Source organism: Nitrosospira multiformis (assembly GCF_003050865.1).
GTDB classification, from domain to species: Bacteria; Pseudomonadota; Gammaproteobacteria; order Burkholderiales; family Nitrosomonadaceae; genus Nitrosospira; species Nitrosospira multiformis_E.
The window spans coordinates 1-23,638 of sequence record NZ_QAOK01000031.1 but is presented as its reverse complement, the minus strand read 5'-3'; the positions used below and the strand labels follow the sequence as shown (position 1 = coordinate 23,638).

Sequence of the window (23,638 nt, the reverse complement as noted above, 5' to 3'; positions counted from 1 at the left end):
GCCACGGCAGGAATGAATCTGAAGCTCAAAAGGGTTTACGAACCGTTCGATAAAAACGATGGCACTCGCATTCTGGTTGACAGGCTTTGGCCGCGTGGGATGACAAAAGCAAAAGCGGGTGTGGATATCTGGTTGAAGGAACTCGCACCGAGTGCCGAGCTTCGAAAATGGTTCGGACATGATCCGGACAAGTGGACCGACTTCAAGAAGCGTTATCGGATCGAGCTCGAGGAGAATGATGAGCAGTTGGCGCGACTGAGAGAGGAAATAAAGAAAGGGGCTGTTACATTGCTTTATGGCGCCAAAGACGAGGAGCACAACGATGCCGTTGCTCTGGCGGAATTTCTGCGTGACCAAAAGAAATAAGGCATATCCTATGCCACGTTTCTCATGCCTCTGTCACATGATTTGTATCAGGGATAGGGCATGTACGTTCTCCGTGTATTATCCCCTTGCTTCTTTCATTCGATCACCGGGTTGGTAGTGTTTCGTTGCGGGGAAGAGCACACTCGCTGATTTTAATGCGCTCTTCCTCGAGCAGGCTTTCCCACTTAAAAAAACCCAGTGGAAGCCTTGGAACACCGGCCAGTTGCTAGTTCAGCGTTTTCTTTCTGCGCTTCACCATGAAACCCATAAGGCCAAGGCCTGCTAACAACATTGCGTAAGTATCGGCTTCCGGAACAGGCGGAATTGCATCAGCAGTGATCGCCAGTTTTGAATAGACAGGAAGAACCTCTCCGATTCCCAAGGTTCCGGCCAGATCGACAGTTCCATCTACTTGACTTACAACGCCCATATCTGCTTGCAAGGCATCTACATTAAGTGCAGCAGATGTATCGACATTGGCAGTTGTGTCAGCCGGCCCGATTAACGCAGCGATTCCGGTGGAAGTTGATGCATCCACGTCAGCGGCAAGTTTTAGTTTCGGCGCTCCCACACTTACATTGCTGATTGCATCAACGGCCGGCACACCTACTGTGATCGTACTCATGGCATCCAACGATTGGGTTGCAGTCACCTTGCCCGCAATTCCAAGCGCGGGGGCATCCAAGGTTACCTTGCTCGTCCCGAGTGCAGGGGGGGAGGCTGTTATATCCACGGTGCTGTTTGCACCGAGTGTCGTTAAGCCTGAGGGGGTGGCAGCGACGCTCGTGCCCGTAGCGATTCCCAAGTCCGTAGAAACCCCTATGGCTGTGGAAGTTTCCAATCCCGGAGAAATCCCCAAGTCTGTAGAAGTTCCCAATCCAATGGAAGCTCCAGATCGCGTAGAAATACCCAGATCAGTGGAGGTTGCTGAATCGGTGGAAGCTTCCAGGCTGGAAGAAACTCCTGATCCCGTAGAGCCGAGTCCCGCGGACGCTCCTAATCCCGCAAAAACTCCTGATCCACCTGATGCGGAAGACTCCGCAACCAGCCCAAATACTGCCAACAGGGTAAGTACGACCTCTTTCTTTTTTAACATACCAATTCTCCAATTTTTTCATATTATTTTAAAAACAAACGTTATAGCCGGCCAAAATGAAGCTGCATGACAACCCAGCAATAGCGCGGCTTTAAATGAGAAAGCAATTTGCATGCCAGAAATAATAATATTTGAAATCAGGGGATTGCCAACGTTTAACTGGCTTTAACCAAAACAGTCGTTCCCGTGGGGAGACGTTTATCCCGCTATTTCAGCCAAATGCATGAGCTTAAAGTGTTTTTCCTGTCGTTGAATCAAGACAAGCTTTCTGGTTATCAAGGTATTCAGGCGCGGGTAGGAGGTAAGAGATGATGAAGGACTTCTGGACCCATGCAGGTACTTCGGGCAGGAAGAGAATCTGCTGGTATCAAGAAAAAGGATTTGCCGGGGAACGACTTGAAGCCGATTGAAATCAGAAGAACTCAATCCCGTCTGTACGCCAACAGTTCTTCTCAGCGTTGCCTGAGTGCTTTCTGAATTTCCTGTGTTTCCCGGGCTTCTTTCCGGGTATCTTCGGCCTGCTGGCCTTCGCGCACGGAGTTGGGAAGCTCGATCACCTTATCCTGAGCCTCATCGGATGCAATAGTGGCACTCTGGGCTGCGGCATCATTCTGCCCGTTCCTGTGCAACCTGTGAGCCTGTATCAACAGTGAAACGCCAATCCATCCCGCAAGCAGCGAGAAAGGGATTACCATGAGCAGGGGCTCAAACAATGCAATGGCTGTCAAAGCAAGCAGCGTAACACCCCCGAAAAACATGATTTTTGCCTCGGCAGCTCCCAGGACGAGCCGACTGGTGATAGCCGCTCCAACAGTGTTGCCTACACGCAGGGCGCCCGCTGTCAATCTGCTGGCGCTTCCAGACCGGCGCCTGACAACCCCGTACTGACGCCGGGTGCGGTGGGGAAGTTGCTCCGCTACGGGGCGAACCCGGTTCTTTTTATTGAGAACGATTTCGGTCGAATTTTCCAGATCCTCCAGGTACATTTGCTCCATTTTCTGCGCAAAATCCAGGTTTTCCACCGCAACATCCAGTTCCCAATTTCCCAGCCAGCTCGCCATATTGAGATTGCTTGAACCGACGCGGGCCCAACGCCCATCGGCAACGGCTGTCTTGGCGTGCAGCATCGAGCCATTCCACTCGAACACGCGTACGCCGGCTTCCAGCAACGGACGATAACCGGCGCGCGAAATCGGCCTGAGAAACTTGAGATCTCCACTCGATCCGGGAACAAGCAAGCGGACATCTACATCGTCCATTGCCGCGCCTCTCAACGCTTGCACATAACTTGTGGTGCCAACGAAATAGGCATCGGTAAGCCAAAGTGTTTTTTGCGCCAGCACGGTGATCAGCTGCTCCAGCCGGTATAAGCCTGCGGTCGCAGCAAAATTTCCCAGTACTCTCACATCGATGTGACCCGCAATCGGAATTGAATCGGGAGCAGGCAGTTCATCCGCAGGTATTTCCGGTCCCGTCTCTCCCCATGCACGCGCAAAGGAATTTATGACATCCGCTACCACCGGTCCCCGCAGTTCCACACCGGTATCCCGCCAGGGCGCAATATTCCGCTCGGGGTATCCATCCCACATCTGGCCGACGCATAATCCACTGACAAATGCAACACGATCATCCACGCAGACCGATTTGCGATGCAGCCTGCTCAGCCAGGCCAGGGGACTGTCGAAGCGCATCGGATTGAAGCATCGAACTTCCACACCCCCATTGCTCAGGCCACGCCAGAAATTGGATGACGTTTCAGTCAGCCCTCCAAGCCAGTCATAGAGTAATCTTACCCGTATGCCTTCTTTTGCTTTCGCAATGAGAGCATCAGCAAATCGCTGGCCAATAATGTCATCACGAATAATATAATTTTCAAAATAGACGTTCTTTTCAGCCGACCGAATCGCCTCGAGCCATGCAGGATAATTCTCGCTTGCATCCTTGAGGAGACGGATGCTGTTGCCATGCACGAGAGGCGCCCCTGCGGCGCGTGAAAACGCCTGGGCTGCCATGATTCTGGCAGAAGCATCCTCACGCGGGGTTTCACGGGGAATCTCGCGCAGCAGGTTTGTCAGCTTGAACTTGGCCATACGCTATTCGATCCGTTCTCTCTCGCGTATGTTCCCTGGCAGATCTTTCTTTTTTCCCACCTTTTTATATTTCCTTAATCCTAGTCCGTAACCTCTTCTCCAAACTTGGAATCTACGTAACAGCGCATTGCGGCAATCAGGGGAGTAAGCCCCTTTTGCCGGTTCCTGCCTGATCGCATGAACGCTGTGCAATGCTCGGAACCCGGTTCCAGGCTGTGACTGAGATTTATTCCTTCTCTTTCGATGATCGGTCCTCCTTGAGACCAGTCTACCGAGGGTTCCCAGCGCTGATGATTGATCACGCAGTGGGAATCGATAACATGCACTTCTTCCACATCATTGGCTTTTGCCACCCAGTAGTCGAGCAGTTCGTCTTTAAGCTCGGAGACTCTCATAACTGTTCTCTCTGTGAATTTTGAGGCAAGGTTACAGTTTTCCCGCTTCCAGGGTATTGCAATCTGTCATGTTTCCCGTTTGCAATCCCCGCGTGAACCAGCGAGTACGCTGCGCGCTTGTGCCATGCGTGAAGCTTTCCGGCACAATCGTGTCGCGCGTCTTGCGCTGCAACGTATCGTCGCCAATCTGCGTTGCTGCGTTCATTGCTTCCTCGATATCACCTTGCTCCAGCCACCCCTTGGAACGCTGCGAATGGTAAGCCCAGACCCCGGCCAGACAGTCCGCCTGTAATTCAACGCGTACCGACAAGGAATTTGCCTGTGAGCGCGGCAAGTGCGCGCGAGCGGCATTCACCCGCTCGGAGATGCCAAGGAGATTCTGTACGTGGTGCCCGACTTCGTGCGAAATGACATATGCCTGCGCGAAGTCGCCTCCTGCCCCAAGCTGGTTTGCCATCGTATCGAAGAAGTTCAGGTCGATATAGATGCGCTGGTCCTCCGGGCAGTAGAAGGGACCCATTGCCGCGCTTCCCTGGCCACACGCCGTTAGAGCGGCACCTCGAAACAGCACAAGTTTGGGTGGCTCATAAATTTTGTTTTCCTGCCTCAGCAGGCCCGTCCACACATCCTCGGTATCGGCGAGGACCGTCGAAACAAAGGCTGCCTGCGTGTCCCCTGGGGGCGCCGGGGGTGCAGGGCCTTGTTCCTGAACCATGCTGCTGCCTCCGCCGGTGATCACGCTGAGCATGGTGAGGGGGTCGATACCGAACAACAGCCCACCGATCAACGCTATGACAATCGCACCGGCGCTGATTCTGCCGCCACCCAGCCCAAATCCGCTGCCCGAACCTCGGCGATCCTCTACGTTACTACTTTGGCGGTAACCTTCCCACTTCATTTTTGGCTCCAGGTACAATCAGTTCTTGTGTAATCCTTTGTTAGGGCCTGTTAACACTTGTTTCGCACGCGACGGAGACAGATTTTGTCCAGCACGAGGCATGAGCCGCGCAGCAGAGCAAGCCTCTGTAAGCGGCGAATAACGATGGACTGGATAAAATCCGTCAGGCCGCGCCCGGTAATCATCAACCCGAACTCAAAGGCGCCCGCAGCCTTATGATCGGTGCGGAACTGGTGCAGCATAAGCGGTCACTCTGCAATTTCAGTATACTATGTTCGCATGAGGACAAATGTTTGCGATCGTACAGACGTCGCAATTACCAGGATATATTGTTTTTCTTTCCCTGATTTTGATGATTACCACAGGAGATAATATGAAGGGGGCGCGTAAATTGCTTTATCTGGCAATATTTTTATTGGCAGCGCCAGGCCTGTCCGGCTGCTGGTTACTCGCGGCAGGTGGCGCAGGAGCTTATGGTGGTTATAAAATGAAAGAGGAAGGATACACGCTGCAAAATCCGGTTACAAAGGAGAAACGCAGCGATCAGCAGGAGAAAGATTGAAAGAAATAAAAGCTCACACACGCGATCCTCGCGCTTTTGGATATCCCGGCTAGGAGGTGCTTCCTGCGCGGTTTTGCCGCGCGCCTACCCATGCTTCAAACTCATCGGCAGTCATGGGCCAGGCATAAAGATAACCCTGGCCTTCCTTGCATAAGACACTTTGGAGAAATTCCGCTTGCGCTTCCGTTTCTACGCCTTCGGCAATGATACGCAAGCCCAGGTTGAGACCCATTGCCACAATTGCCGCTGCGATAGCTTCGGCATCATTATTACCCGGCACATCGCGCACGAATGACTGATCAATTTTCAGGCGGTCGACGGTAAACTGCCGTAAGTAGGCGAGACTTGAGTAACCCGTACCAAAATCGTCGATTGCGACTTTCACCCCGAGCGCATCCAGTTCGCGCAGTTTGTTCAGCGCAGGTTCCGCACCCTGCATAACTGCGCTTTCAGTAAGTTCCAGTTCCAGGCTGTCGGGTGGTAACCCCGATTCACGAAGCGCATGTTCAATGACTTCAACAAAATCAATTTGGCGGAATTGCACCGCAGAAACATTGACTGAGATGCTCGCGTTCAGCAATCCGCACTCGTACCACGAGCGCGCCTGCCTGCACGATTCGCGCAAACCCCATTCCCCGATCGAGAGAATCAGTCCCGTATCCTCCGCAACGGGAATAAAGCGAACAGGGGAAATCAATCCCCGTGCGGGATGGCGCCAGCGCATCAGCACCTCCACCCCGATAATACGACCTGTCGCAAGCTCGATCTGCGGCTGATAAACCAGAAACATTTCACCGCGCTCGATCGCCCCGCGGAGATCATGTTCCAGGCTGAGCCGCTCGATCGCCCGGGCCGTCATGTCTTCCGAATAGAACTGGTAACGGTTGCGTCCGGCTTCCTTTGCTGTGTACATGGATGCATCCGCATTGCGCAAGAGGATATTTGGTTCCATGCCGTTATCGGGATAGATGCAAATGCCGACGCTTCCAGTCAGCAGCAACTCATGCTTTTCGATCTGGTATGGTTGTGAAAGACCCTCTATGATTTTTTGCGCTACGCGCGCCGCATCCTCTGCAGTTTCGATCTCGCTCAGGAGAACAACAAATTCATCACCTCCCACCCGGCTTACCGTGTCTACACTGCGTATCGAGGTTTGCATTCGTTCCGCTACAGCCTTTAACAGATGGTCGCCAATATCATGGCCAAGCGAATCATTGATTGCCTTGAAACGATCGAGGTCTACAAACAGTACAGCAAGGCGTTTGGCTTGCCGTGCTGCACGGTTGATTGCCACTCTCATTCGATCGGCCAGGAGGGCGCGGTTTGGCAGACCGGTGAGGGAATCATAATGGGCCAGATGAAGTATCCGTTGCTCTGATGCCTTGCGCTCTGTAATGTCACGCGCTAGGACGATAAAACGGGGACCCGTTGCGGTATCGACATGTTTGCGCGAGACGGAAAGTTCGAACCACCACTTGTCTTCGCGCCCGGGAAGGCGGAGTTCCAATTGTTTCCCCGAGGAGAACCCTTTCTCCTGCGCCTCCGTCAATGCCGACAGGATAATATCTACTGCACCGGTCGGGAGAACATCCGAAACTTTTTTGCCTACAAGGCTCTCACCGGATACACTCGGGAACTCGGTACGCCGGACCGAATGCCACGCGTGAACACAGCCATCCGCGTCGAGTTCGAACAGTAAATCGGGAATGGCGTCGAGTGTGGCTTGCAGTTGGCGGCGCGCGGCCAGAATTTCGGCTTTCCGCCGCTCCTGCTCGGTAATATCCCGGATCATGACAACAAAATAATTCACCGAGCCATCCTCCCTGCGGACGCATTTGACATCCACGTTGGCTAAGATTATTGAGCCATCCTTGCGAATGAAGCGCTTGTCCATCGCATAACCCTCGGACTCGCCCCTGATGATGCGCTTGCGCTCGAGAATGCCTTTAGCGACATCATCCGGATGAGTTACTTCATCCCAGGTTTTATTTGCCAGTTCCTCATCTGAGTATCCCATCATCTCGCAAAACTGATGATTGAACCGCAGCCAGCGCTTCGTGTCGGGAGAGGTGATTGCCATGCCGATGAATGGCAGGTCATAGAAATACTTGAGGAGGCGATCCTGCTCGGCGGTGTGAACGATCAGCGCCAACTGATGGGCACGCTGCTGTTGGCGCCATAGCAGCAGCAGCACGACGCTTACCGTAGCAACTGCAACCAGGATGACGACGCTGATCCAGAATACAAGGGTCCATAACTGTGCCAATACTTCATTCTGGTCAATTTTTGCAAGCAGTCGCCAGTCGCTACCAGTAAGGGGCCTATACGCGGCAAGCACCTGTTCGCCGCGGTAGTCGATTCCATGTACCGTTCCCTGTTTTTCGTCGCGGGTGGCAATAGTGCTGGCAAGTTTGTCGCTGGCGACAAGCGCGTGATATCCATCGACCGTGTGCGTTTGTTGAGAGGGGCGCAATTTATTGAGATAACTGACAATTTCATCTTTCTGAACGGCAAGCAGTATCTCTCCACTGGCGCTGATGCCTGGCCATTTCTTGACCAGCGGAAGAAGGAATTGCTCCAGATCCGCTCGTAAGAGCACAACGGCAACAGGTTCCTTATTTGCTGTTTCAGCCACCAGAGGCACTGCAATATCCAGCAGCGCTTTTCCGTTTTCATCCAGAAAGAAATCCGTACTCTCTATGTGATGGGTGCGTAATGTGGTGGATAGTAATTCGCGGGTAACGGATGGCAGTTCACGCTTTTCGCCTAACACGAGCAAAGGTCGGCTTTCAACATCAAGCAATATCACTGATTCGTAGCTGTAGGCTTGCCGTACTGCCTCCAGGCGATTACGGATGAGTTCCATTCCATGGCCGTCTATTCTTCGCTGGAGATTGACCACTCGTTCGATGAGTGCTTGGCTTGCCATCAATGCTTGTGCATCGTTATGTCGTTCTGCGAGCCAGAGTTCGATCTGTTCTGCCTTTAGATCAACGATCGTTTGTAGATCAGCATAAGCGCCTCGCTCCATCTGCGGTCCATACATTTTTACAATGACTAAGCTGGTAATGGGCGCCACCATCGCCAGCGAGAAGAACGCCAGTATCAGCCGGTTCAGCCGGAAACCTGGCGAAGCCGAGACTGTCGCGCGCCCTTCCCGGATGGGGGTGTCGCGGCCCAGTTTAAGCAGCGCATAAAACAGGATACTGCTAATGGCAATAAGAACCAGTTCCTTTGCCAGATAAGCGCGGCTTCGCAAAACCGGATCTTCGAGCGTGAGCGATATCAGATAACCCGCAACAGCAATCCAGAGAATCGATAAAGCGGCGTAAAGCAAGACGATCAGCCAGGGGGAGCGACTCATCGTATAACGGTTGAGCAATGGAGAAACTTTATCATCGGAGTTCGGGAATCCATCAGGGGACAAAGTATCTCCCGATTATTATTTGTTTATTTTATTGGTTGGCAGAGCCTGGGTTCAAAGCCAGTTGAGCATACAGTTTAGACAATTATCTGTGCGATTGATCACAATGGAGGTATTTTCTGATCGTCGAATCTTTCTTGAGGCAAAGCTTTCTTCTGGCCGGGTAACATCTTATATATAATATGTTTGCCTTTTTGGAGGAGCATCATGAAAAAGGGATATATTTCCGCTCTCGCGCTTATTCTGCCTGTCGTGCTGATCTGGTCGATTCTGCCGGGGCGCGTGTCGGCCAGCCAAACCTGCCATAATTCTCTGGCAAACGGATTTTATGACGAATACCAGAGGATTACGCCGCCCTTGAGAGACCGGGCAATGTATGCAGAATTGTGCGCATTGAGGTATGAAGACGCCCAAAAGGCGATCAAGCGTGCGCAGCAATTCGGCAAGGATAAATCGCTGGGACTGACGTACGGGCTTGTGAATCTGGATGATTTGCCGCCTGATGATAGCCCGGATTCAGGCTCTAGTCCGGCAGACACAATGAGCGACATGCGATTTGGGCAATGGAAGGGTGGGTATTGCGTACAAAATGCAACGCTCGATCCCTCTCAGGCTTCGGAGTTTTTCATGCAACGGGCCGTAGCCGGCAATAGCGATGCGTCCCGGGCAGTCGAAAACTGGTCAGCATGCCTCCGCAAGCGGCCGGGGCTGACCTGTTGGGCAACTCCGGCCAAGGTATCCTCCGCAGAACAGGGAGAAGAGTTCGTACTCAATGTCAATTGGGCATCAGGTGGGGTTTCAGGATCCGAGGGCCAGCCCGAGGTCGAATATTCCTATCTTACGAGAGGCGGGATTGCGAGGTTCGAAGGTGTGGCGGCGTCCCGAATATTGCCTGACCGTTATAAGTTGAAAGCAGGAACGCTGCAGATCCCTGTTACCCGACCCGCAGATAAGGGCGTGTTTGCAACCCTCAAGGTAAGCCATGCTGGAACGGAACACAGCTGCAAGGTTTTCGTGCCGGGCGACAGGGATTTTTCGTTGTCTGAGCCATTCATTAACCGGTTGAAGCTTAAATACCCGGGTTGAGAGCGACTTTCCCCAGCTATCCTTTCTTTTATCTCCTTTTTCATGGGGGAGGGGGAATCGATTACTCGCGCTGCGGTCGACACTAACGTTGCGCCAGTTGAGCTATGCCAGTGAGGATATCCTCGAATTGTTGGGTCCGATATGCGGGTACAACATTCTCGTAAGTTTTGGCGCCCTGATTGGAGTCGAAAAAAATCGTCCTGATATCGAGAAGCTGGGCTCCATATATGTCCCGGAACATATCATTTCCCACCGCAATTGCCTCTGAGCGTGAGATACCCATTTTATCAAGCGCTTTGTTGAAGAGACGGGAATCGGGTTTTCTGAAACCGTAGTAACTGGAAATGATGACAGGATTGAAATAACTCTCAAGACCCACCGCTCGAATTTCAGGCAGTGCAAAACAGGGTTGTGCGTCAGACACCAGCGCGAGTTGGTAGTGCGCCTGAAGCTCATTCAATACTTCCTTCACGTTTGGATAGAGTCGAAGGCGCTTGCGGGAGATGCCGCGATAAATATGGGCGATCACTTTTGCCTGCTGCCCCCGGATATAGCCTGACTTGATGCCTTGCTGGAGGAGCAGTTCGTTCCATATGGCTTCCACATCGATTTCCGGGTATTCCTCACCCTTCGCATCTTTCTGTTGTCTCATGATGGCATAGTAGCGCTCCCGCACTTGTCCACGATGAAGATATACACCCTGGTAAACCAGGTAGTGTGCAATGGCGCGATAGATTTCATCGATGGATTCATCGGTTTCGATATCGATCAGGGTGCCATAGAGGTCAAACAGGATGCCTTTTATTGCCATGATGTAAATTCCTCAGGCCAACGTCTTCCTGGCTTCATCCAGTAAGCGCTCCCTATACGTCCCATCGATCCACGCATTGCGGCTGATGCGCAGGAGAGTGAGTGCGGCATAGAAGGGAAGACGGCGGGTTATCGCAGCGAAGGCTGCATCGCGATCGGGAAAATGACAACTGTATTCCCATAGAAAATGCCCGATAAAGGGTTCGGCCCGCGACTTCTCGCCCGTCTGCTGCAAGAAGAAATGCTGGAGTTCGCCTGCGACCCGGCCCAGATCAAACACCCTGTCAGATGATTTCATCCGCTCCAGATCGAGCATGATGACCCAAAGGCCATCGCCAAAAAGAACATTATCCGGAGTAACATCGCCATGGATCAGAACCTTGCAGTCTTCCCACATGCAGGCTTTGTCCCTCCATCGGTTTTTTAGCCGGTACAAGTCCTGCGCCTGATCCCATCCAATCCATGCTGCGCTTAGCAATCGGTTCATGACTTGGTCAAAGTAATCGCATTCTTTGTTGAAATCCACCTTGCTATCGTGGGCTGTCCGGTTATGCAGCGTGGCAAGAGAATAAGCGAGCGCGGTAAGCTTCTGGAAAAGAACATCGCGCACATTCTCGCGGATCGCCTTGAGAATGACATGTTTAAAATGTGTGCCGTAGCAATATTCTTCCACAACCACGCGATTAAGGCTGGCGTTGCGGCCAAGGGGACGCGCTACATAGTGGGGATAGGCATTGAAGCCGATTCTGCGCAGGTAATTCAAATTATTGAACTCCTGCTCCATATGACGCAATGCAGCGTCAGGACCGATATGCGGAACGCCACCGAAGAATTTTCCGATAACCCGCGCTCCGCTGTCCCGTTCTTCATAAAGGTAAACATGGTTGGAGGCCCGCAGCTCATAAACCCTGAAATCCGGATGATTCACGGTATGCAGCGCCGGGAGGATGTCATGCCGGAGGTATTCATAAAAGGGGTCATCTGTCGACAGATGGCCTAAGTATTTCATTAACCTCTACGATACCTCCGGTTTTTAAATGTGCCTGCACAAAGAACCAGTTGCATTGAGCAGCTAGCCCCTGAAGACAATATCGAATACTGCAACCATAAACTCAGGCTCCTCTGCGGTTGGCGAAAGCAGCTTTACAATCAATGCGTCCGGATTGAGAACGCTTTGGAGGAAAGAATCTTTCTCATTGTAGGGGTCTCCCTCGAAGTACATCTGGGTTACCAGTTCGTCACGACGGCCTCTGATATCGAAATGGATGTGAGCCGGCCGAATTCCAATGCTGCCTGCCGGATAATGCAACGGCTTTATTGTTTTAAACTGGTAGAAGCCGTCAGGACCCGTAGTCGCTGCGCCGAAGCCCTGGAAATTGGGATCGAGGGGCGCGGGATTGGTATCGTCGGGATGCGCATAGCGGCCCGCAGCATTGGCTTGCCAGATTTCAACCTCTGCGCCCAACACCGGTTTGCCATCAGGATTGCGTACTGTTCCCCTGATGATGACGGGCTGCCCCTTGGCGCGTCCTGATCCTCCGGGTACCCGTGTGAGGTCCCCGCTGCGATCGGGTTCGCTCATAATGGGATAAAAGGGACCCAGAATCTGGTCCTGTGTCCGATCCAGGACCTTCCCAAAAACTGCACTCGCAGGCAACATACCCGCGGCAAACATGGCGGCAGACGCTTTTAAAATAGTGCGGCGACTGATAGTCCGGTATTCTTCTTGTTTTCCTTTGCTAGCGCGCATAATTGATATCCTCTTTTAGCCGTGCCTGGTTCCGGTTTCCAAGAATCACGGAGAGGGAAACGTGAACCGGCAATCCTGCCTCTCGACATCACTACCCAGTTCTTCCCTATAAAATGACAGTAGTACAGAATAGTCCTGTTTGCCAGTAAAAAGAGCCGATAGCAGCAAATGTTTCCGGACCGGAGGATATCGGATGTTGTTGTCATAGGTGGTGGACCTGCGGGCGCCATCTGCGCGCTTGCGCTCGCGCGTGCGGGTGTCGATGTAAAGCTGGTGTACTGGGGAGGCTACGCTCCAGGCGGCATCGAACTCATATCGGGTCGGGCGCGTCATTTTATCGAGCAGTATTGTCCCGGTTTTTTTTCAGAGGTAGTGCATGGAATAGAGATTCATGAAACTGTCTCGCTGTGGGATACGGCCGAGCCAATAATATTCAATGCAATGTTTAATCCATGGGGTGCGGGTGTAGCGATTGAGCGTCCGCTTCTGGATGAAGCTTTGCGAAATCTTGCTGTCGATGCGGGCAGCACTATAATCCCCGATGCCAAAGTAGTGGGCGTGGAGCGCCAGCGTGACAGATGGCGGCTGATCGCGCGCTCTTCCCAGGAGGCACCTTCCAGTGAAACCACTTCCGGCGCAGGCGAACGTGCTATTTATGCGCGTTTTATAGTGCTTGCGACAGGCCGCGTGCCGCTACCGTTTTTTGACCATGTACCTGTATCGGAGCCCTCGCAGATTGCCCTTATGATTTCGCTCCAGGCACGGATGGCGCCCGGCCATACTCTCTATATCGAGGGTACACGCAGTGGCTGGTGGTACGCTTTGCCTGCCGGAAAAGGCTATTTTGCCGGTTTTTGTATCGAACGGAATGAACTCAAGCAGCGGCAGTCGCGCTTAAAGGATTTTTTCTTTCAGGAATTGCAGTGTACCCGTCTTCTCGCGCCACTGTCGGCAGGAGCTTCCGATCAGCGGCCGATATCCGGCCGCACGGCTGGCGCGACGGCGTTTCCAGCAATGGGTGGAGATGCCTGGATTGCAGTCGGAGATGCAACGGCGGCGCCGGACCCTCTCAGCGGAACGGGGATCGAGTGGGCAATCGAATCCGCGCAACTCGGCGCAGACATGTTACTGGAGGCTTTGCAGAAAGCTGAAGGCAATTTTCTTTTCGATCTGCCGGGTTTTGAGAATGCGATACGCCAACGCGTCGCCGCTCAGAAAAAGACGGCCGCGTACCATTACCATAGGTTAAAAGAGATAAGGGAGGCAAAGGAAACCTGAGGAAGGGCTTTCGTGGAGATACGGGGGCCCAACCTTTGCTTCAGATAAGCGGGCCTTATACGCCGATCTGAACTGCCGTCATGGAAATTGATCCATCATCAAATCCTTCCACCGGAAAATTGATTTCCTCGTTGTGCTGCCTCTGAGCAAGAATATAGAGAAACGGAAGGTAATGGTCAGGGGTTGGCACCGATAGCAACGCGTCCTTTCCCAGCTTTTCATAGGCAATCAGGGATTCGACATTGCCTGATCTCAGCGCTGTACGGACCATTTTTTCAAACCGTAGAGCCCAGTCATAGGGTTCTGCATCATGCTTTCCCCATGAATAGGTGTGCAGATTGTGGACGATATTACCGCTTCCCAGGATAAGGACGCCACGATCCCGCAACGGCGCCAGATTTCGCGCCGTCTCATAATGCCATGCGGCCTCTTTGGTTTCATCTATACTCAATTGAATGACGGGGATATCCGCATCCGGAAACATATGGACGAGGACCGACCAGGTGCCATGATCGAGCCCCCAGGTCGTGTCCATGACCGCATCCGGCAGGAGTAAATCCGCAACTTCCGCTGCAAGTTCCAGGGACCCGGGCGCCGGGTACTGGACTTGATACAGCTCCTGCGGGAATCCCCCGAAGTCATGAATCGTGGGTGGATTTTCCTGTGCAGTTACCGCTGTTTTCGGTATGTACCAATGGGCGGAAACACAAAGGATAGCTTCAGGTTTGGCCGGAAGGCCCGTGCCAATAGCGGACCAGGCTTCAGTATACGCGTTGCGGGACAGGGCATTCATAGGGTTTCCATGGCCTACGAAGATGGCGGGCATTGCGGTCATGAGATTGGGCAGAAGCTATGGAAGTGGGTAAAGTTGGAGGGGCGCTGCCGGGCTTACTGGAACGCCATGATTATCAAAGTCACGCCGGAAGCACATTGGCAATCGCAGGAAAGCGTGTAGAGATAGCGGTATACCCGTGGTCGGACGGGAGCTTCTTACACGTTTTCTCTAAAGTATATCACACCATGATTTTTTCCCGTTTCCGGTAATCTTTCAACCGTTTTCCACTGCTTGCATTTATTTGTCTGAAAATGTTCAAACATTTTTTGCCGAAATGCCGCCGATCGGGGATCGAACGAAGCAAAGGCATTGCCGAACAGAACCTGATCACGATGTTTTTTCATTTTGCGTTTCCTGAAAGGATTAAGAGGCTGATTCTGATTTGCGTTCCGGTTTTGGTACAAACCCTATGTGCATCAAGCGTGCGATTGCTAACCGTCAAGTTAAAGCAAGCGTTTTACAATAATATGAATATCGCTGCTTTTTTGGATGGGCCCATTGTCAGAGGATGAACCCTTTCCCGTTTGTGCGGCACCGTACAAAAGCTTCATTTATCGCGTGACATTTGTATCGAATCAATGGAAGAATTGCGCGGAGGAGTGTGGGTGATAGATGGCATGGTCGCGGCTGGAGCAGGGGAATTGCAGGCATGATGAAAAACAGAGTCAACTTGCATTTTGGGGGCAATTCACACCAAATGGGGCGGATTGCTGATAAGAGTGAATTCCCTTGGTATCAATCCCGCAGGTTCAATATTTTTGGGCTCGTATTTATGACGAGCGCCGCTATCAGCCTTGCTTACGTTTACAGCCAGCCGGCAATTTATCGCAGCAGCGCGACATTGCTTACTTCGGCCATGACACCGATCGATCAGCAGAGCGATAATGCCGATATCCAGCACGTTGCAATCCAGCGCCAGATCCTGCTGGGACGGGAGCTTGCTGCCGAAACCCTGGCGAAATTGAAGGCTTCTCCCGTCGGCAAATCTCTAAATCGGTTGACTGAATCTGATATTCAGACTTTATTGGCCGTCGAGCCTGTTCCCGAAACCAACCTCGTCGAGGTCACGGCGGAAGGCTCAGATCCCCGCTTTTTGCCTTTGCTCATCAATACATGGATAGACGTATACCAGGAAGCGCGAGGGGAAGAAGTAAAACGTTTGAAGAGCAATACTGAACGTATTGTCGAGGATGAGCTGGAAGGGTTGGCTGACAAGGTTGCTGCGGCGAGAGCGGCGCTGGAGACCTTCCGGGAAAACAACAACATTCTATCGACAGAGCGCGATGAGAATGAACCGTCGGCCCGGCTGAAGGGGCTGAACGAGTCGCTTAACAAGGCTTCCGAGGCTGAAGTCAAGGCGAAAGCGCAACTGGATGCTATCAGGGCCGCAATTGCCCGGGGAAAGGCAGTGGTTCCAGACGACGAGAAAATCAGCCTGGCCGACCTCGAGAAGCGTCTGCATGATTCACGTGAAAAACTGACGGAATTCGATAAAAAATTTACCCGCGAGTACTTAAACCTGCAACCCGACTTGAAGTCTCTCCCTGAGCAGATCAAGGAACTCGAGACTGCTATCAACAATAAGCGGTTGCGCGGTCAAGATGTAGTCTTGAACGAGGCCGAGGTAAATTATGCGGCCGCACGACAGACTGTCAGGGATATTCGCGAACAATTGGGCGAGCACAAGCAGCGGGCATCGCTCTTCGCGACAAAGTTTACCCAGCACGAGGCGTTGAAGAGCGATCTGGAGGGGCTGGAAAAGCTGTATCGGGATACGCAGGAACGGCTGGTACAGGTGAAAACCGGCCGCAAGGACAAATATCCGCAGGTCGATGTGATCAGCAGGGCGTATGAGTCAAGGGAGCCAGTAAGGCCGAACTACAGTCGTGAAGCCTTGATAGCGCTCACCGGTTCCCTGCTGCTGGGGTTGATCAGCGTGTGGGTTTTTGAGTATCTGACCCAAAAAAAGGAACAACAGCCTTCCATTGCGGTATTCGGTGTGGAGAGATATACACCGCCTGCTGCCGAACTGATTGATCATCCTCATGCCGCGCTCGGGGCCAAAGCCGACCCGTTAGAGCAGAAAACCAACTTTGCCTTGTCAAAACCGGCGCACAGGGAACTTTCGAGCCATCAGTTACGGACCCTGATCAACGCTGCCAGCCTGAAAGGGAAGCAGCTTATCGGTTTGCTGCTCAGTGGCCTCGACATCGATGAGGCAGCATCACTGAAGGCGAATCAGCTCAACGAGCGTGCCAATGTCATCAACCTAGACGGAAGATCTCCAAGGACGGTGCCGCTCAGCAATCCGCTCAAATCCTTGTTCCAGCAATCTGGCAATCGTCCGGTATGGGATCCGGATGATTCGCAGACACGGGTCGATCTGTCAACAGCGCTGGTTTGCGCCGTAATCGATTCGGGATTGCCTGATCCCCAGGAAATCACCGCCGAGACGGTCCGGCATAGTTACATTACTTATCTTGTACGCCAGGGCTTGCGGCTTTCCGATCTGGAGCAGATCGTCGGTCATCTCGACCCTTCGGTGATTTCGAGTTACAGCGCTTATTCGCCTCCACAGCAGGGGCGGCCTCTGTACGAGATCGAAATGCTGCATCCCGCGTTGCTCGTAATCTGAGCGGAATACCTCTCGCGCAAGCAATACACTGCCCTTCCCTTAGCCTTAGACCCTTTCCTAAACCGGTCAACCTCTTCGGCTTGAGGAAGTTCTCCGAAGGAGTGCCTGGAGACAGGATCACCCCAATGTCTTCACCGGACCATGATCGTCGCAATGGTCATCATGGGGATAGTGAAGATGGCCCCCGACCAGATAATCCACATGGTCTCCGTGAGGCACGGCTTCGTGTCCGCAGTCGGGGCCGTGTACATGGCCTTGCGCGTGACCTTCGCATTCATGTCCCGGAGTACAGTCCTGGGGATTGGTCTCGCCGACGTCTATGACATGCTCATCGATATGATTGCCGTGCGGGTAATGCAGATGGCCATCATGAAGGTAGCAGACATGGTCATCATGCGCTACGCCAGTGTGGCCGCATTCCGGGCCGTGGGGATGGGTATGATTTTCATGCTGTGGCAGGATACAATTAGAATTCGTCATAGCACTTTTCCTTAAGTCTCAATAAGGTGAATCAGTTCAAAAGCTGCCGCATCCATAAATAACAATAAAAATGAAACAACATAACACCCTTGCATTCGAACCGACCCTTTTACCTCCATTTTACTTGCGTTACCGGTTACCCTTGGTACGAGGTACGATGACAAGGTCACATCCGGCTCCGGCAGGGTCACATGCAATTTGAAGGGTATATTAAAATAATGGTTTGACCATTGTTCGACTCCACCAGTTCCTGATCGAGGGAAATCCATGCCGGAAAGACTGGTAGGAGGAGTATTTGCCAGGACGTTCGCAATCCTGGTCTGGCGGCAGCTAAGAGTGGAAAGGATGGAGCGTGAGTACGGGCAGGGATCTACGCCATCTCAGTGAGCCTGTCTGCGACAAAGGATTCTACCTGCGATAAATATCAGTGTGGATGATACGTGGATCGAAATCGGGAAGTTATGGGACAAAACTGATTGACAACTGGAAAAGGCAGTGATGGCAGTGACCGGCAATAAGGAGGAGGGTTAATTTCGATATGGAAATGAAAGCACACAAGCAGGCAAATACCAAACACGCGCATTTGCAGGGGAATTTGATAATAGTGGGTTTTGGCAGCGTAGGCCAGGCTTTGCTTTCGTTACTGTTTCAGAATATCGAGATGCGTCCGGATCAGGTAAGGATAATTACGGCTGATGAACATGGCGGCGACATCGCACGCCATTTTGGCGTCTTATTCATGCACCATTCGCTGAACGAGGAAAATTATCTTGCTGTGTTGGAGCCCTGGCTCGATGAGGGAGATTTTCTGCTTAATCTCGCAGTAGACGTTTCCAGCCTTGCCCTGATGGAATTGTGCTGGCGGCGAGGCGCATTGTATCTGGATACTTGCATCGAACCCTGGGCCGGCGGATATGTTGACCAATCCGTTTCCCCGTCTTTGCGTTCCAATTATGCATTGCGTGAGCAAGCGCTCACTTTTGCGCGGGAAAAGCGGGGAGGACCCACCGCGCTTCTGTCGCATGGCGCGAATCCGGGGCTTGCCTCGACGTTTGCGAAACAGGCATTACTGAACATTGCTGCTGACACCGGCATGGCAGTGAAAAAACCGGCAAACTCCTGCGAATGGGCGCAACTTGCGCATCGGCTCAACATAAGAGCAATCCACATTGCAGAGCGTGATACCCAGGTTGCTTCCCAACGCAAACAGCCCGATGAGTTTGTCAACACCTGGTCGGTGGATGGTTTTGTCGGGGAAGGTCTTCAGCCATCGGAACTGGGATGGGGCAGTCATGAACGCCATTGGCCGGTGGATGGGGCGCACCATGGATTCGGATGTGATGCCGCCATCTATCTCAGCCGCCCCGGCGCCTCTACCCGCGTGCGGAGCTGGACACCCCTCGGCGGACCGTATCATGGTTTTCTGATAACCCATAACGAATCCATTTCGATAGCCGACCACCTGACATTGAGAGAAAAGGGAGAAGTAATTTACCGCCCGACGGTGCATTACGCTTATCTTCCCTGTGACGATGCTGTACTTTCAGTTCACGAACTGGCAGGCAGAAATTGGCAGGTACAGGCGAAAAAGCGCATTCTTCGGGATGAACTGGTGGAGGGAACGGACGAGCTTGGCGTATTGCTCATGGGCCATGCAAAATGCGCTTACTGGTATGGTTCCCGGTTATCTATACGGGAAGCACGCCGACTTGCACGGTTCAATAGCGCTACCAGCTTGCAGGTCGTGGCTGGCATTCTTGCCGGGATGATATGGGCTCTGCAGAATCCCAGATCGGGGGTGGTGGAACCTGAAGTAATCGACCACGAGCTTGTCCTGGAGGTAGCCAGGCCTTATCTCGGAGAGCTTGTAGGGGTCTATTCGGGCTGGACTCCGTTGCAGGATCGAGGATGGTTATTTGACGAGGATATCGACAGGGATGACCCCTGGCAATTCAAGAATGTCCGCGTAACATAGAATATAAGATCTGCTGCTCGAATCTTTGAAGTTCCTCAACCGGACTTCACTTTTCATGTGACAGTCCAGATGCGCTGCCATTGCTGTTGCGTATGGAACAGCTGCGGGAACAGGCGCTGCCGCTGCATTCCTGAGTTTTTGAACTGCTAAACTTTTTCTTTTCTTTCCTGGGGAGATTTTGATCTGCTGACAGACTTTGGAACTGGCGAATTTTTTCCCATGCTATCAGGTGCATCGGCCTTCGATCGAGAATGTTCGAGTTTTTTCTTGGTAAAAATTTCGGCTCCTTTATCGAGCAAGTCAGAAAAAAGGATGTATTTGTGCAAAGTGACATGCTGTTTCACGTTCGACCTCCTAAAGTCCGTTAGAACAACCCGCTACACGCTTACACTCAAACAACAAACGGCAAAACGTCGCCATAAAATTTTTAGGCATCACTCCGGACGCTTTTGTTCCCCGACATGTTCATTTCGTCATTTATTGCCGATTTCATGGCCCTTTCACTCATGCCTGTCAAGGATTTTGTTTTCCACAATAACTGTGGATAACTTTGTTGATAAGGTATGAGCACAATCGGTAAGTAACGTCTTCGTAACGGATTTTTTTATTCGGCCATTTTTTGTCTTCAAAAAAACATATTTATTTTCAGTTGCTTATAAATAAGCTTTATATACTGGAAGTTTTGAAAAAGAGATTTTTCGAAGATATGGGACTTTTGTGACGTTGTGGATTACTTCAATTTGTCAAGCCCATTTTCAACACTGACTGCCTCATTTACTGTGGCTGATATCGTCTCGAATGTGGAAAGGCGCCGGCACGAAATCGCACGGGGACCGTGAGCGCCGTGCGCAAGGCGGGCGCTCAGGGAGAGTTTCTGAGGGCACATAAAAGCTTACTGGTCAGTGCGGAAATATTTCATGACTGCCAGTTCGGCAATTCGCCTGCCCATGGCGGTGCCTACCTCGCCGGAGTTGCGATAATGCACTCCATCATATATGCGTGCGTTGGCTACCTCCTGGATGACCTCATCGATATTTTTCCAACTGCGCATCACGCCGCCCGCCGCGCGACTGGTAGTAGCCAGAGGCGGCACGGGTTCTGCACCGATCTCTGCTTTCAGTACTGTTCCTACCGCGCCTGCGACGATGCAGTGGGCACACGGGTACTCAGGATGCATGGGTGTGTCGATAAAGGGAACCCATGAAGGATCCCGTTCCGTGGCGTTGTTTCCATCAAGATCGCCATTGCGGATGGCAGTGACCGGGCGCCAGAAGCCGTAATGATACTTGGCGTCGAATACCGCTATAAGCGCATCGGTCGAAGCCTGGGTTGCCGCTGCAAAGAGGCGCGCATTTCGGGTGATCTCCCTTCCCGGTGCTTCGGCAACCGAACGCATCACTCCATGGTAGATCGGAGGCATTACTTCTTCCCAAAAACGGGCAATTTCGGTCTGGGCAGCAGTGCGCTGGCTGTGCTTCCCGCCCAGCGCTTTGACTTCATTATAGTCGCGTGCCCATAGCTCGCTTTCCAGTTGGGGAGGAGGGCCGGGACGAAATTGAGCAGGATTGTCCATAAGCCAGGGCTTGATCTGCAACCAGTGCGGCGCTTCCGGTATTACAGTAGGCACATAGACTCCGGGAGAGGTGCGCGGGCGATATGATTCTCCTGCATCGGCACCGTCCTGTGCCCGCTGCGACAGAATTCCCGCTGCGGCTTTTTCGCCAATCGCAAGACCATCGCTTCTTGCGATGTCGTCCGGGATGGCGGTGAGCGCCTGGCGATAGGCAGTATCAATAGCTGTCCGTTGCGCCGGTACCAGGGCTGTAAGCGTAGCGCGATTTGCCGCTGCAATGGCGGCCTCAACCGAGGCTTCCGGCTTGCCTTTCAGCTTGAGATCACTGGCCGGATATTGCTGGGTAATTGCGTTTGTTGCCTCATATACCGCGGTTTGCACGATCGCGAGAGCACGATCTGCCGGTAGCGGGCCCAATCCCGAGTCCACGATAATATCGCCTGCCACGCGGTTCCAGTGCGTTACTGCGTCGGCTCGCGCTGCGGAACTGACAAGAATAGGTATAACGACTATTGCCAATACCAGTAACCGATTTTTCTTTACATCTTGAGTCATTGTTTTTTCCTTGCTGACGATTGGGCAGGATAGGATATATCAATCGGCATAAAAGCCCCTTCCTGCCGAGGTGCATGCTGCTGAACGTTATCCCGATAGGGCAACGGACTATGAAACAGGCGGGAGATTGAGGAAAACGAACATCGCTCGTAGTATTTCTGGTTTTGCCGGCTAACCAGCGCTTGCAGGCATTCACTCAATTAGTGCTGGGGGCCTCAGGACGAGTGCAGAATGAAGCAATTGGTATTAGTATGAAAGTATAACTGCTACAGTCTGAGTTTGATCAGTTATATTAACATTTCCAGATGCGGAGGAGTCTTAACGATGGATATTGAATGGAAGATAGTTGATGAGCATCATCAGGAGGTATTCGTAGAACAGCATGTAAGAGGGTTATTGTGGATCACGACCGCAGGGTTTTCTTTCTGGCATAGCTATCCCAATCCGGGAATCGATCTGTCGCACGTAAAGAACATCGTGGAGGCCAAGGAAGTCGTGGAAGCGGCATTGCGGCAAGAGGAGTATGAAAAGCCCGTACGGTAGAAACAGACGGACGTTTAATACTGTTTGATGCTTTGACCAGGCTTCAAGAAGCGTCTTTCAATCAGGAATCCTGAATGCTGAAGCAAGCGAAAATGACAAGGATTCCTGATGCGCAAGTGTTCGTCTGAATTCCCCCGTATGCAGCACCTTTTGCATTTCCTGACACCGTTAAATCAGGCGTTTTATTTTCCACAATTGCTGTGGATAAGTTTGTTGATAAGCTGATGAAAGGAAGAGTAAGTCGCCCTCCTGTAACAGCTTTTTCTTGTCTGGCTATTTTTTGAACATTTCTAAAAAGGCTTTACTATCAATAAATTAAAATAAAGTCAAGCTTTACTGCAACCTCCGAAGAGCACGGCAATTTTCGGCCCTGAACTCAGAACGTAACTGTGGATTATTCTAAATGTCAAGAGAAATCTTCCCGGTAGATATGTTCTTCCGCTGGTTCTCGGACGGATACAAAGAAAACTTGTTCGTCAATAATGTGTGCTAACGAACGGCTTTGATTACAGCTTTAGCCTATTGTAATAATTCGGCCCATTTACTTCATGCCGAATTACAAAAGGATCATTCCCTATGAAAATACTAAAATTGTTTATAGCGACGTTATTGCTCGCTCAAATCACGGGCTGTGTGTCCGTAGAGCGTCCTGCAGAAAAAGAAAAAGAAAAGGAAAAGGAAAAAATTATTGTCGTGCCCGAGAAAGATCCGGAGAGAAATTATTGATCGCTTCAGAAAATTTACCGGCGCATAAGCGCTGGTAAATCCCGCAAACAAAATAAAATACTTCATTAAATGGATCGTCCAACATTAAACGTGATCCCTTACGGGAAATTTAATGTTGGACGAGCAAGAAGTGGTCTGTACTAGGGGGCCGGCATAACTTTTCTGAGCCGCGCTACTTGCAAGTCGATTTCCCCCTTTTGTTGAGATACAAGGCCACGGCATTTCAGTTCCATCAGCCTTAATGGCTCCTGTCAAGCCCAATAACTCGTCCCTCCTGATTGACCAGCTTGGCTTAAGCTATTAGTATATGCACCTCTCCAATTCCCCGATAGCTCAGTCGGTAGAGCGACGGACTGTTAATCCGCAGGTCCCAGGTTCGAGCCCTGGTCGGGGAGCCAACGAATCAGTTGGTTACAAGAAGTTGCGCAGCCAGAACCTTCTTCATTGCTACCATATTGCTACTTTAGGCTCTTTCCCATTAACGGGGGATGGGTCATTCATCAGACACGGTTGATCACACCGTTCCAACCGCATTGAGCCAAGACCCTCATGCGGTAATTC

The 23,638-nt window shown here is 51.9% G+C and carries 23 protein-coding genes and 1 tRNA gene; 11 read left to right on the top strand and 13 right to left on the bottom strand.

All coding sequences use genetic code 11. The annotated features are described in order from the left end of the window. Window positions 1-12 precede the first annotated feature (12 nt). Complete coding sequence (locus C8R21_RS13200; protein ID WP_107763130.1) at window positions 13-366, top strand: DUF488 domain-containing protein; 354 nt, start codon at window positions 13-15, stop codon at window positions 364-366. Between the two features lie 226 nt (window positions 367-592). Here C8R21_RS13200 and C8R21_RS16515 read toward each other — a convergent pair whose 3' ends face one another. Continuing rightward, the gene (locus C8R21_RS16515) at window positions 593-1,051 is read right to left on the bottom strand and encodes a PEP-CTERM sorting domain-containing protein (RefSeq protein ID WP_258192411.1); all 459 of its coding nucleotides are present in this window, start codon (window positions 1,049-1,051) and stop codon (window positions 593-595) included. 136 nt (window positions 1,052-1,187) lie between these two features. Between C8R21_RS16515 and C8R21_RS15700 the strand changes: the two genes are divergently transcribed. Then, the gene (locus C8R21_RS15700; protein WP_146162495.1) at window positions 1,188-1,532 is read left to right on the top strand and encodes a hypothetical protein; all 345 of its coding nucleotides are present in this window, start codon (window positions 1,188-1,190) and stop codon (window positions 1,530-1,532) included. Between the two features lie 382 nt (window positions 1,533-1,914). On the opposite strand, the gene C8R21_RS13190 is transcribed toward C8R21_RS15700, so the two are convergent. The 4 genes from C8R21_RS13190 to C8R21_RS15695 all read right to left on the bottom strand — a co-directional run bounded on the left by C8R21_RS13190 (window position 1,915) and on the right by C8R21_RS15695 (window position 5,087). Then, complete coding sequence (locus tag C8R21_RS13190; protein ID WP_107763121.1) at window positions 1,915-3,552, bottom strand: phospholipase D-like domain-containing protein; 1,638 nt, start codon at window positions 3,550-3,552, stop codon at window positions 1,915-1,917. 80 nt (window positions 3,553-3,632) lie between these two features. Then, window positions 3,633-3,947, bottom strand: a complete 315-nt coding sequence (locus C8R21_RS13185) for a phage protein NinX family protein (protein WP_074974939.1) — start codon at window positions 3,945-3,947, stop codon at window positions 3,633-3,635. 31 nt (window positions 3,948-3,978) lie between these two features. Next, on the bottom strand, window positions 3,979-4,845 hold the full coding sequence (gene ypfJ, locus C8R21_RS13180) for a KPN_02809 family neutral zinc metallopeptidase (RefSeq protein WP_107763120.1): 867 nt from the start codon (window positions 4,843-4,845) through the stop codon (window positions 3,979-3,981). A 50-nt stretch (window positions 4,846-4,895) separates the two neighbouring features. Continuing rightward, window positions 4,896-5,087 carry a hypothetical protein gene (locus tag C8R21_RS15695; protein ID WP_146162494.1) on the bottom strand — a complete coding sequence of 64 codons (192 nt, stop codon included), beginning with the start codon at window positions 5,085-5,087 and terminating at the stop codon, window positions 4,896-4,898. Window positions 5,088-5,134: 47 nt separating this feature from the next. On the opposite strand from C8R21_RS15695, the gene C8R21_RS13175 reads away from it, so the two are divergent. Continuing rightward, the gene (locus C8R21_RS13175; protein WP_258192410.1) at window positions 5,135-5,407 is read left to right on the top strand and encodes a hypothetical protein; all 273 of its coding nucleotides are present in this window, start codon (window positions 5,135-5,137) and stop codon (window positions 5,405-5,407) included. 49 nt (window positions 5,408-5,456) lie between these two features. Here C8R21_RS13175 and C8R21_RS13170 read toward each other — a convergent pair whose 3' ends face one another. After that, the gene (locus C8R21_RS13170; protein ID WP_107763128.1) at window positions 5,457-8,771 is read right to left on the bottom strand and encodes a bifunctional diguanylate cyclase/phosphodiesterase; all 3,315 of its coding nucleotides are present in this window, start codon (window positions 8,769-8,771) and stop codon (window positions 5,457-5,459) included. A 267-nt stretch (window positions 8,772-9,038) separates the two neighbouring features. On the opposite strand from C8R21_RS13170, the gene C8R21_RS13165 reads away from it, so the two are divergent. Continuing rightward, complete coding sequence (locus C8R21_RS13165; RefSeq protein ID WP_107763119.1) at window positions 9,039-9,917, top strand: hypothetical protein; 879 nt, start codon at window positions 9,039-9,041, stop codon at window positions 9,915-9,917. An 82-nt stretch (window positions 9,918-9,999) separates the two neighbouring features. On the opposite strand, the gene C8R21_RS13160 is transcribed toward C8R21_RS13165, so the two are convergent. The 3 genes from C8R21_RS13160 to C8R21_RS13150 all read right to left on the bottom strand — a co-directional run bounded on the left by C8R21_RS13160 (window position 10,000) and on the right by C8R21_RS13150 (window position 12,477). Further along, on the bottom strand, window positions 10,000-10,728 hold the full coding sequence (locus C8R21_RS13160; protein ID WP_107763118.1) for an HAD family hydrolase: 729 nt from the start codon (window positions 10,726-10,728) through the stop codon (window positions 10,000-10,002). Window positions 10,729-10,740: 12 nt separating this feature from the next. Beyond that, window positions 10,741-11,736 carry a phosphotransferase gene (locus C8R21_RS13155; RefSeq protein WP_107763117.1) on the bottom strand — a complete coding sequence of 332 codons (996 nt, stop codon included), beginning with the start codon at window positions 11,734-11,736 and terminating at the stop codon, window positions 10,741-10,743. Between the two features lie 63 nt (window positions 11,737-11,799). Then, entirely contained in the window at window positions 11,800-12,477 is a 678-nt protein-coding gene (locus C8R21_RS13150) for a dioxygenase family protein (protein WP_107763116.1), read from the bottom strand. 168 nt (window positions 12,478-12,645) lie between these two features. Between C8R21_RS13150 and C8R21_RS13145 the strand changes: the two genes are divergently transcribed. After that, the gene (locus C8R21_RS13145) at window positions 12,646-13,755 is read left to right on the top strand and encodes an NAD(P)/FAD-dependent oxidoreductase (RefSeq protein WP_107763115.1); all 1,110 of its coding nucleotides are present in this window, start codon (window positions 12,646-12,648) and stop codon (window positions 13,753-13,755) included. Window positions 13,756-13,810: 55 nt separating this feature from the next. On the opposite strand, the gene ygiD is transcribed toward C8R21_RS13145, so the two are convergent. Beyond that, on the bottom strand, window positions 13,811-14,548 hold the full coding sequence (gene ygiD / locus C8R21_RS13140) for a 4,5-DOPA-extradiol-dioxygenase (RefSeq protein ID WP_258192409.1): 738 nt from the start codon (window positions 14,546-14,548) through the stop codon (window positions 13,811-13,813). Between the two features lie 9 nt (window positions 14,549-14,557). Between ygiD and C8R21_RS15975 the strand changes: the two genes are divergently transcribed. Then, on the top strand, window positions 14,558-14,710 hold the full coding sequence (locus C8R21_RS15975) for a hypothetical protein (RefSeq protein ID WP_181258946.1): 153 nt from the start codon (window positions 14,558-14,560) through the stop codon (window positions 14,708-14,710). Between the two features lie 652 nt (window positions 14,711-15,362). Next, window positions 15,363-17,225: a GumC family protein gene (locus C8R21_RS13130; RefSeq protein ID WP_258192408.1), complete on the top strand. Its 1,863-nt coding sequence runs from the start codon at window positions 15,363-15,365 to the stop codon at window positions 17,223-17,225. Between the two features lie 117 nt (window positions 17,226-17,342). Here C8R21_RS13130 and C8R21_RS13125 read toward each other — a convergent pair whose 3' ends face one another. Continuing rightward, the gene (locus C8R21_RS13125) at window positions 17,343-17,705 is read right to left on the bottom strand and encodes a hypothetical protein (protein ID WP_107763112.1); all 363 of its coding nucleotides are present in this window, start codon (window positions 17,703-17,705) and stop codon (window positions 17,343-17,345) included. 538 nt (window positions 17,706-18,243) lie between these two features. Between C8R21_RS13125 and C8R21_RS13120 the strand changes: the two genes are divergently transcribed. Then, window positions 18,244-19,680, top strand: a complete 1,437-nt coding sequence (locus tag C8R21_RS13120) for a homospermidine synthase (RefSeq protein WP_258192407.1) — start codon at window positions 18,244-18,246, stop codon at window positions 19,678-19,680. Between the two features lie 146 nt (window positions 19,681-19,826). On the opposite strand, the gene C8R21_RS13115 is transcribed toward C8R21_RS13120, so the two are convergent. Together C8R21_RS13115 and C8R21_RS13110 are read right to left on the bottom strand one after the other, a co-directional pair. Continuing rightward, complete coding sequence (locus C8R21_RS13115; protein ID WP_107763110.1) at window positions 19,827-20,024, bottom strand: hypothetical protein; 198 nt, start codon at window positions 20,022-20,024, stop codon at window positions 19,827-19,829. Window positions 20,025-20,572: 548 nt separating this feature from the next. Further along, window positions 20,573-21,808, bottom strand: coding sequence for a vanadium-dependent haloperoxidase (locus tag C8R21_RS13110; protein ID WP_107763109.1), 1,236 nt, complete (start codon window positions 21,806-21,808; stop codon window positions 20,573-20,575). 324 nt (window positions 21,809-22,132) lie between these two features. On the opposite strand from C8R21_RS13110, the gene C8R21_RS13105 reads away from it, so the two are divergent. From C8R21_RS13105 to C8R21_RS13100, 3 genes are all read left to right on the top strand, one after another. Further along, entirely contained in the window at window positions 22,133-22,351 is a 219-nt protein-coding gene (locus C8R21_RS13105) for a hypothetical protein (protein ID WP_107763108.1), read from the top strand. A 576-nt stretch (window positions 22,352-22,927) separates the two neighbouring features. Next, window positions 22,928-23,077 carry a hypothetical protein gene (locus tag C8R21_RS15970; RefSeq protein WP_181258945.1) on the top strand — a complete coding sequence of 50 codons (150 nt, stop codon included), beginning with the start codon at window positions 22,928-22,930 and terminating at the stop codon, window positions 23,075-23,077. A 322-nt stretch (window positions 23,078-23,399) separates the two neighbouring features. Continuing rightward, a tRNA-Asn gene (locus tag C8R21_RS13100) sits at window positions 23,400-23,475 on the top strand. Window positions 23,476-23,638 lie beyond the last annotated feature (163 nt).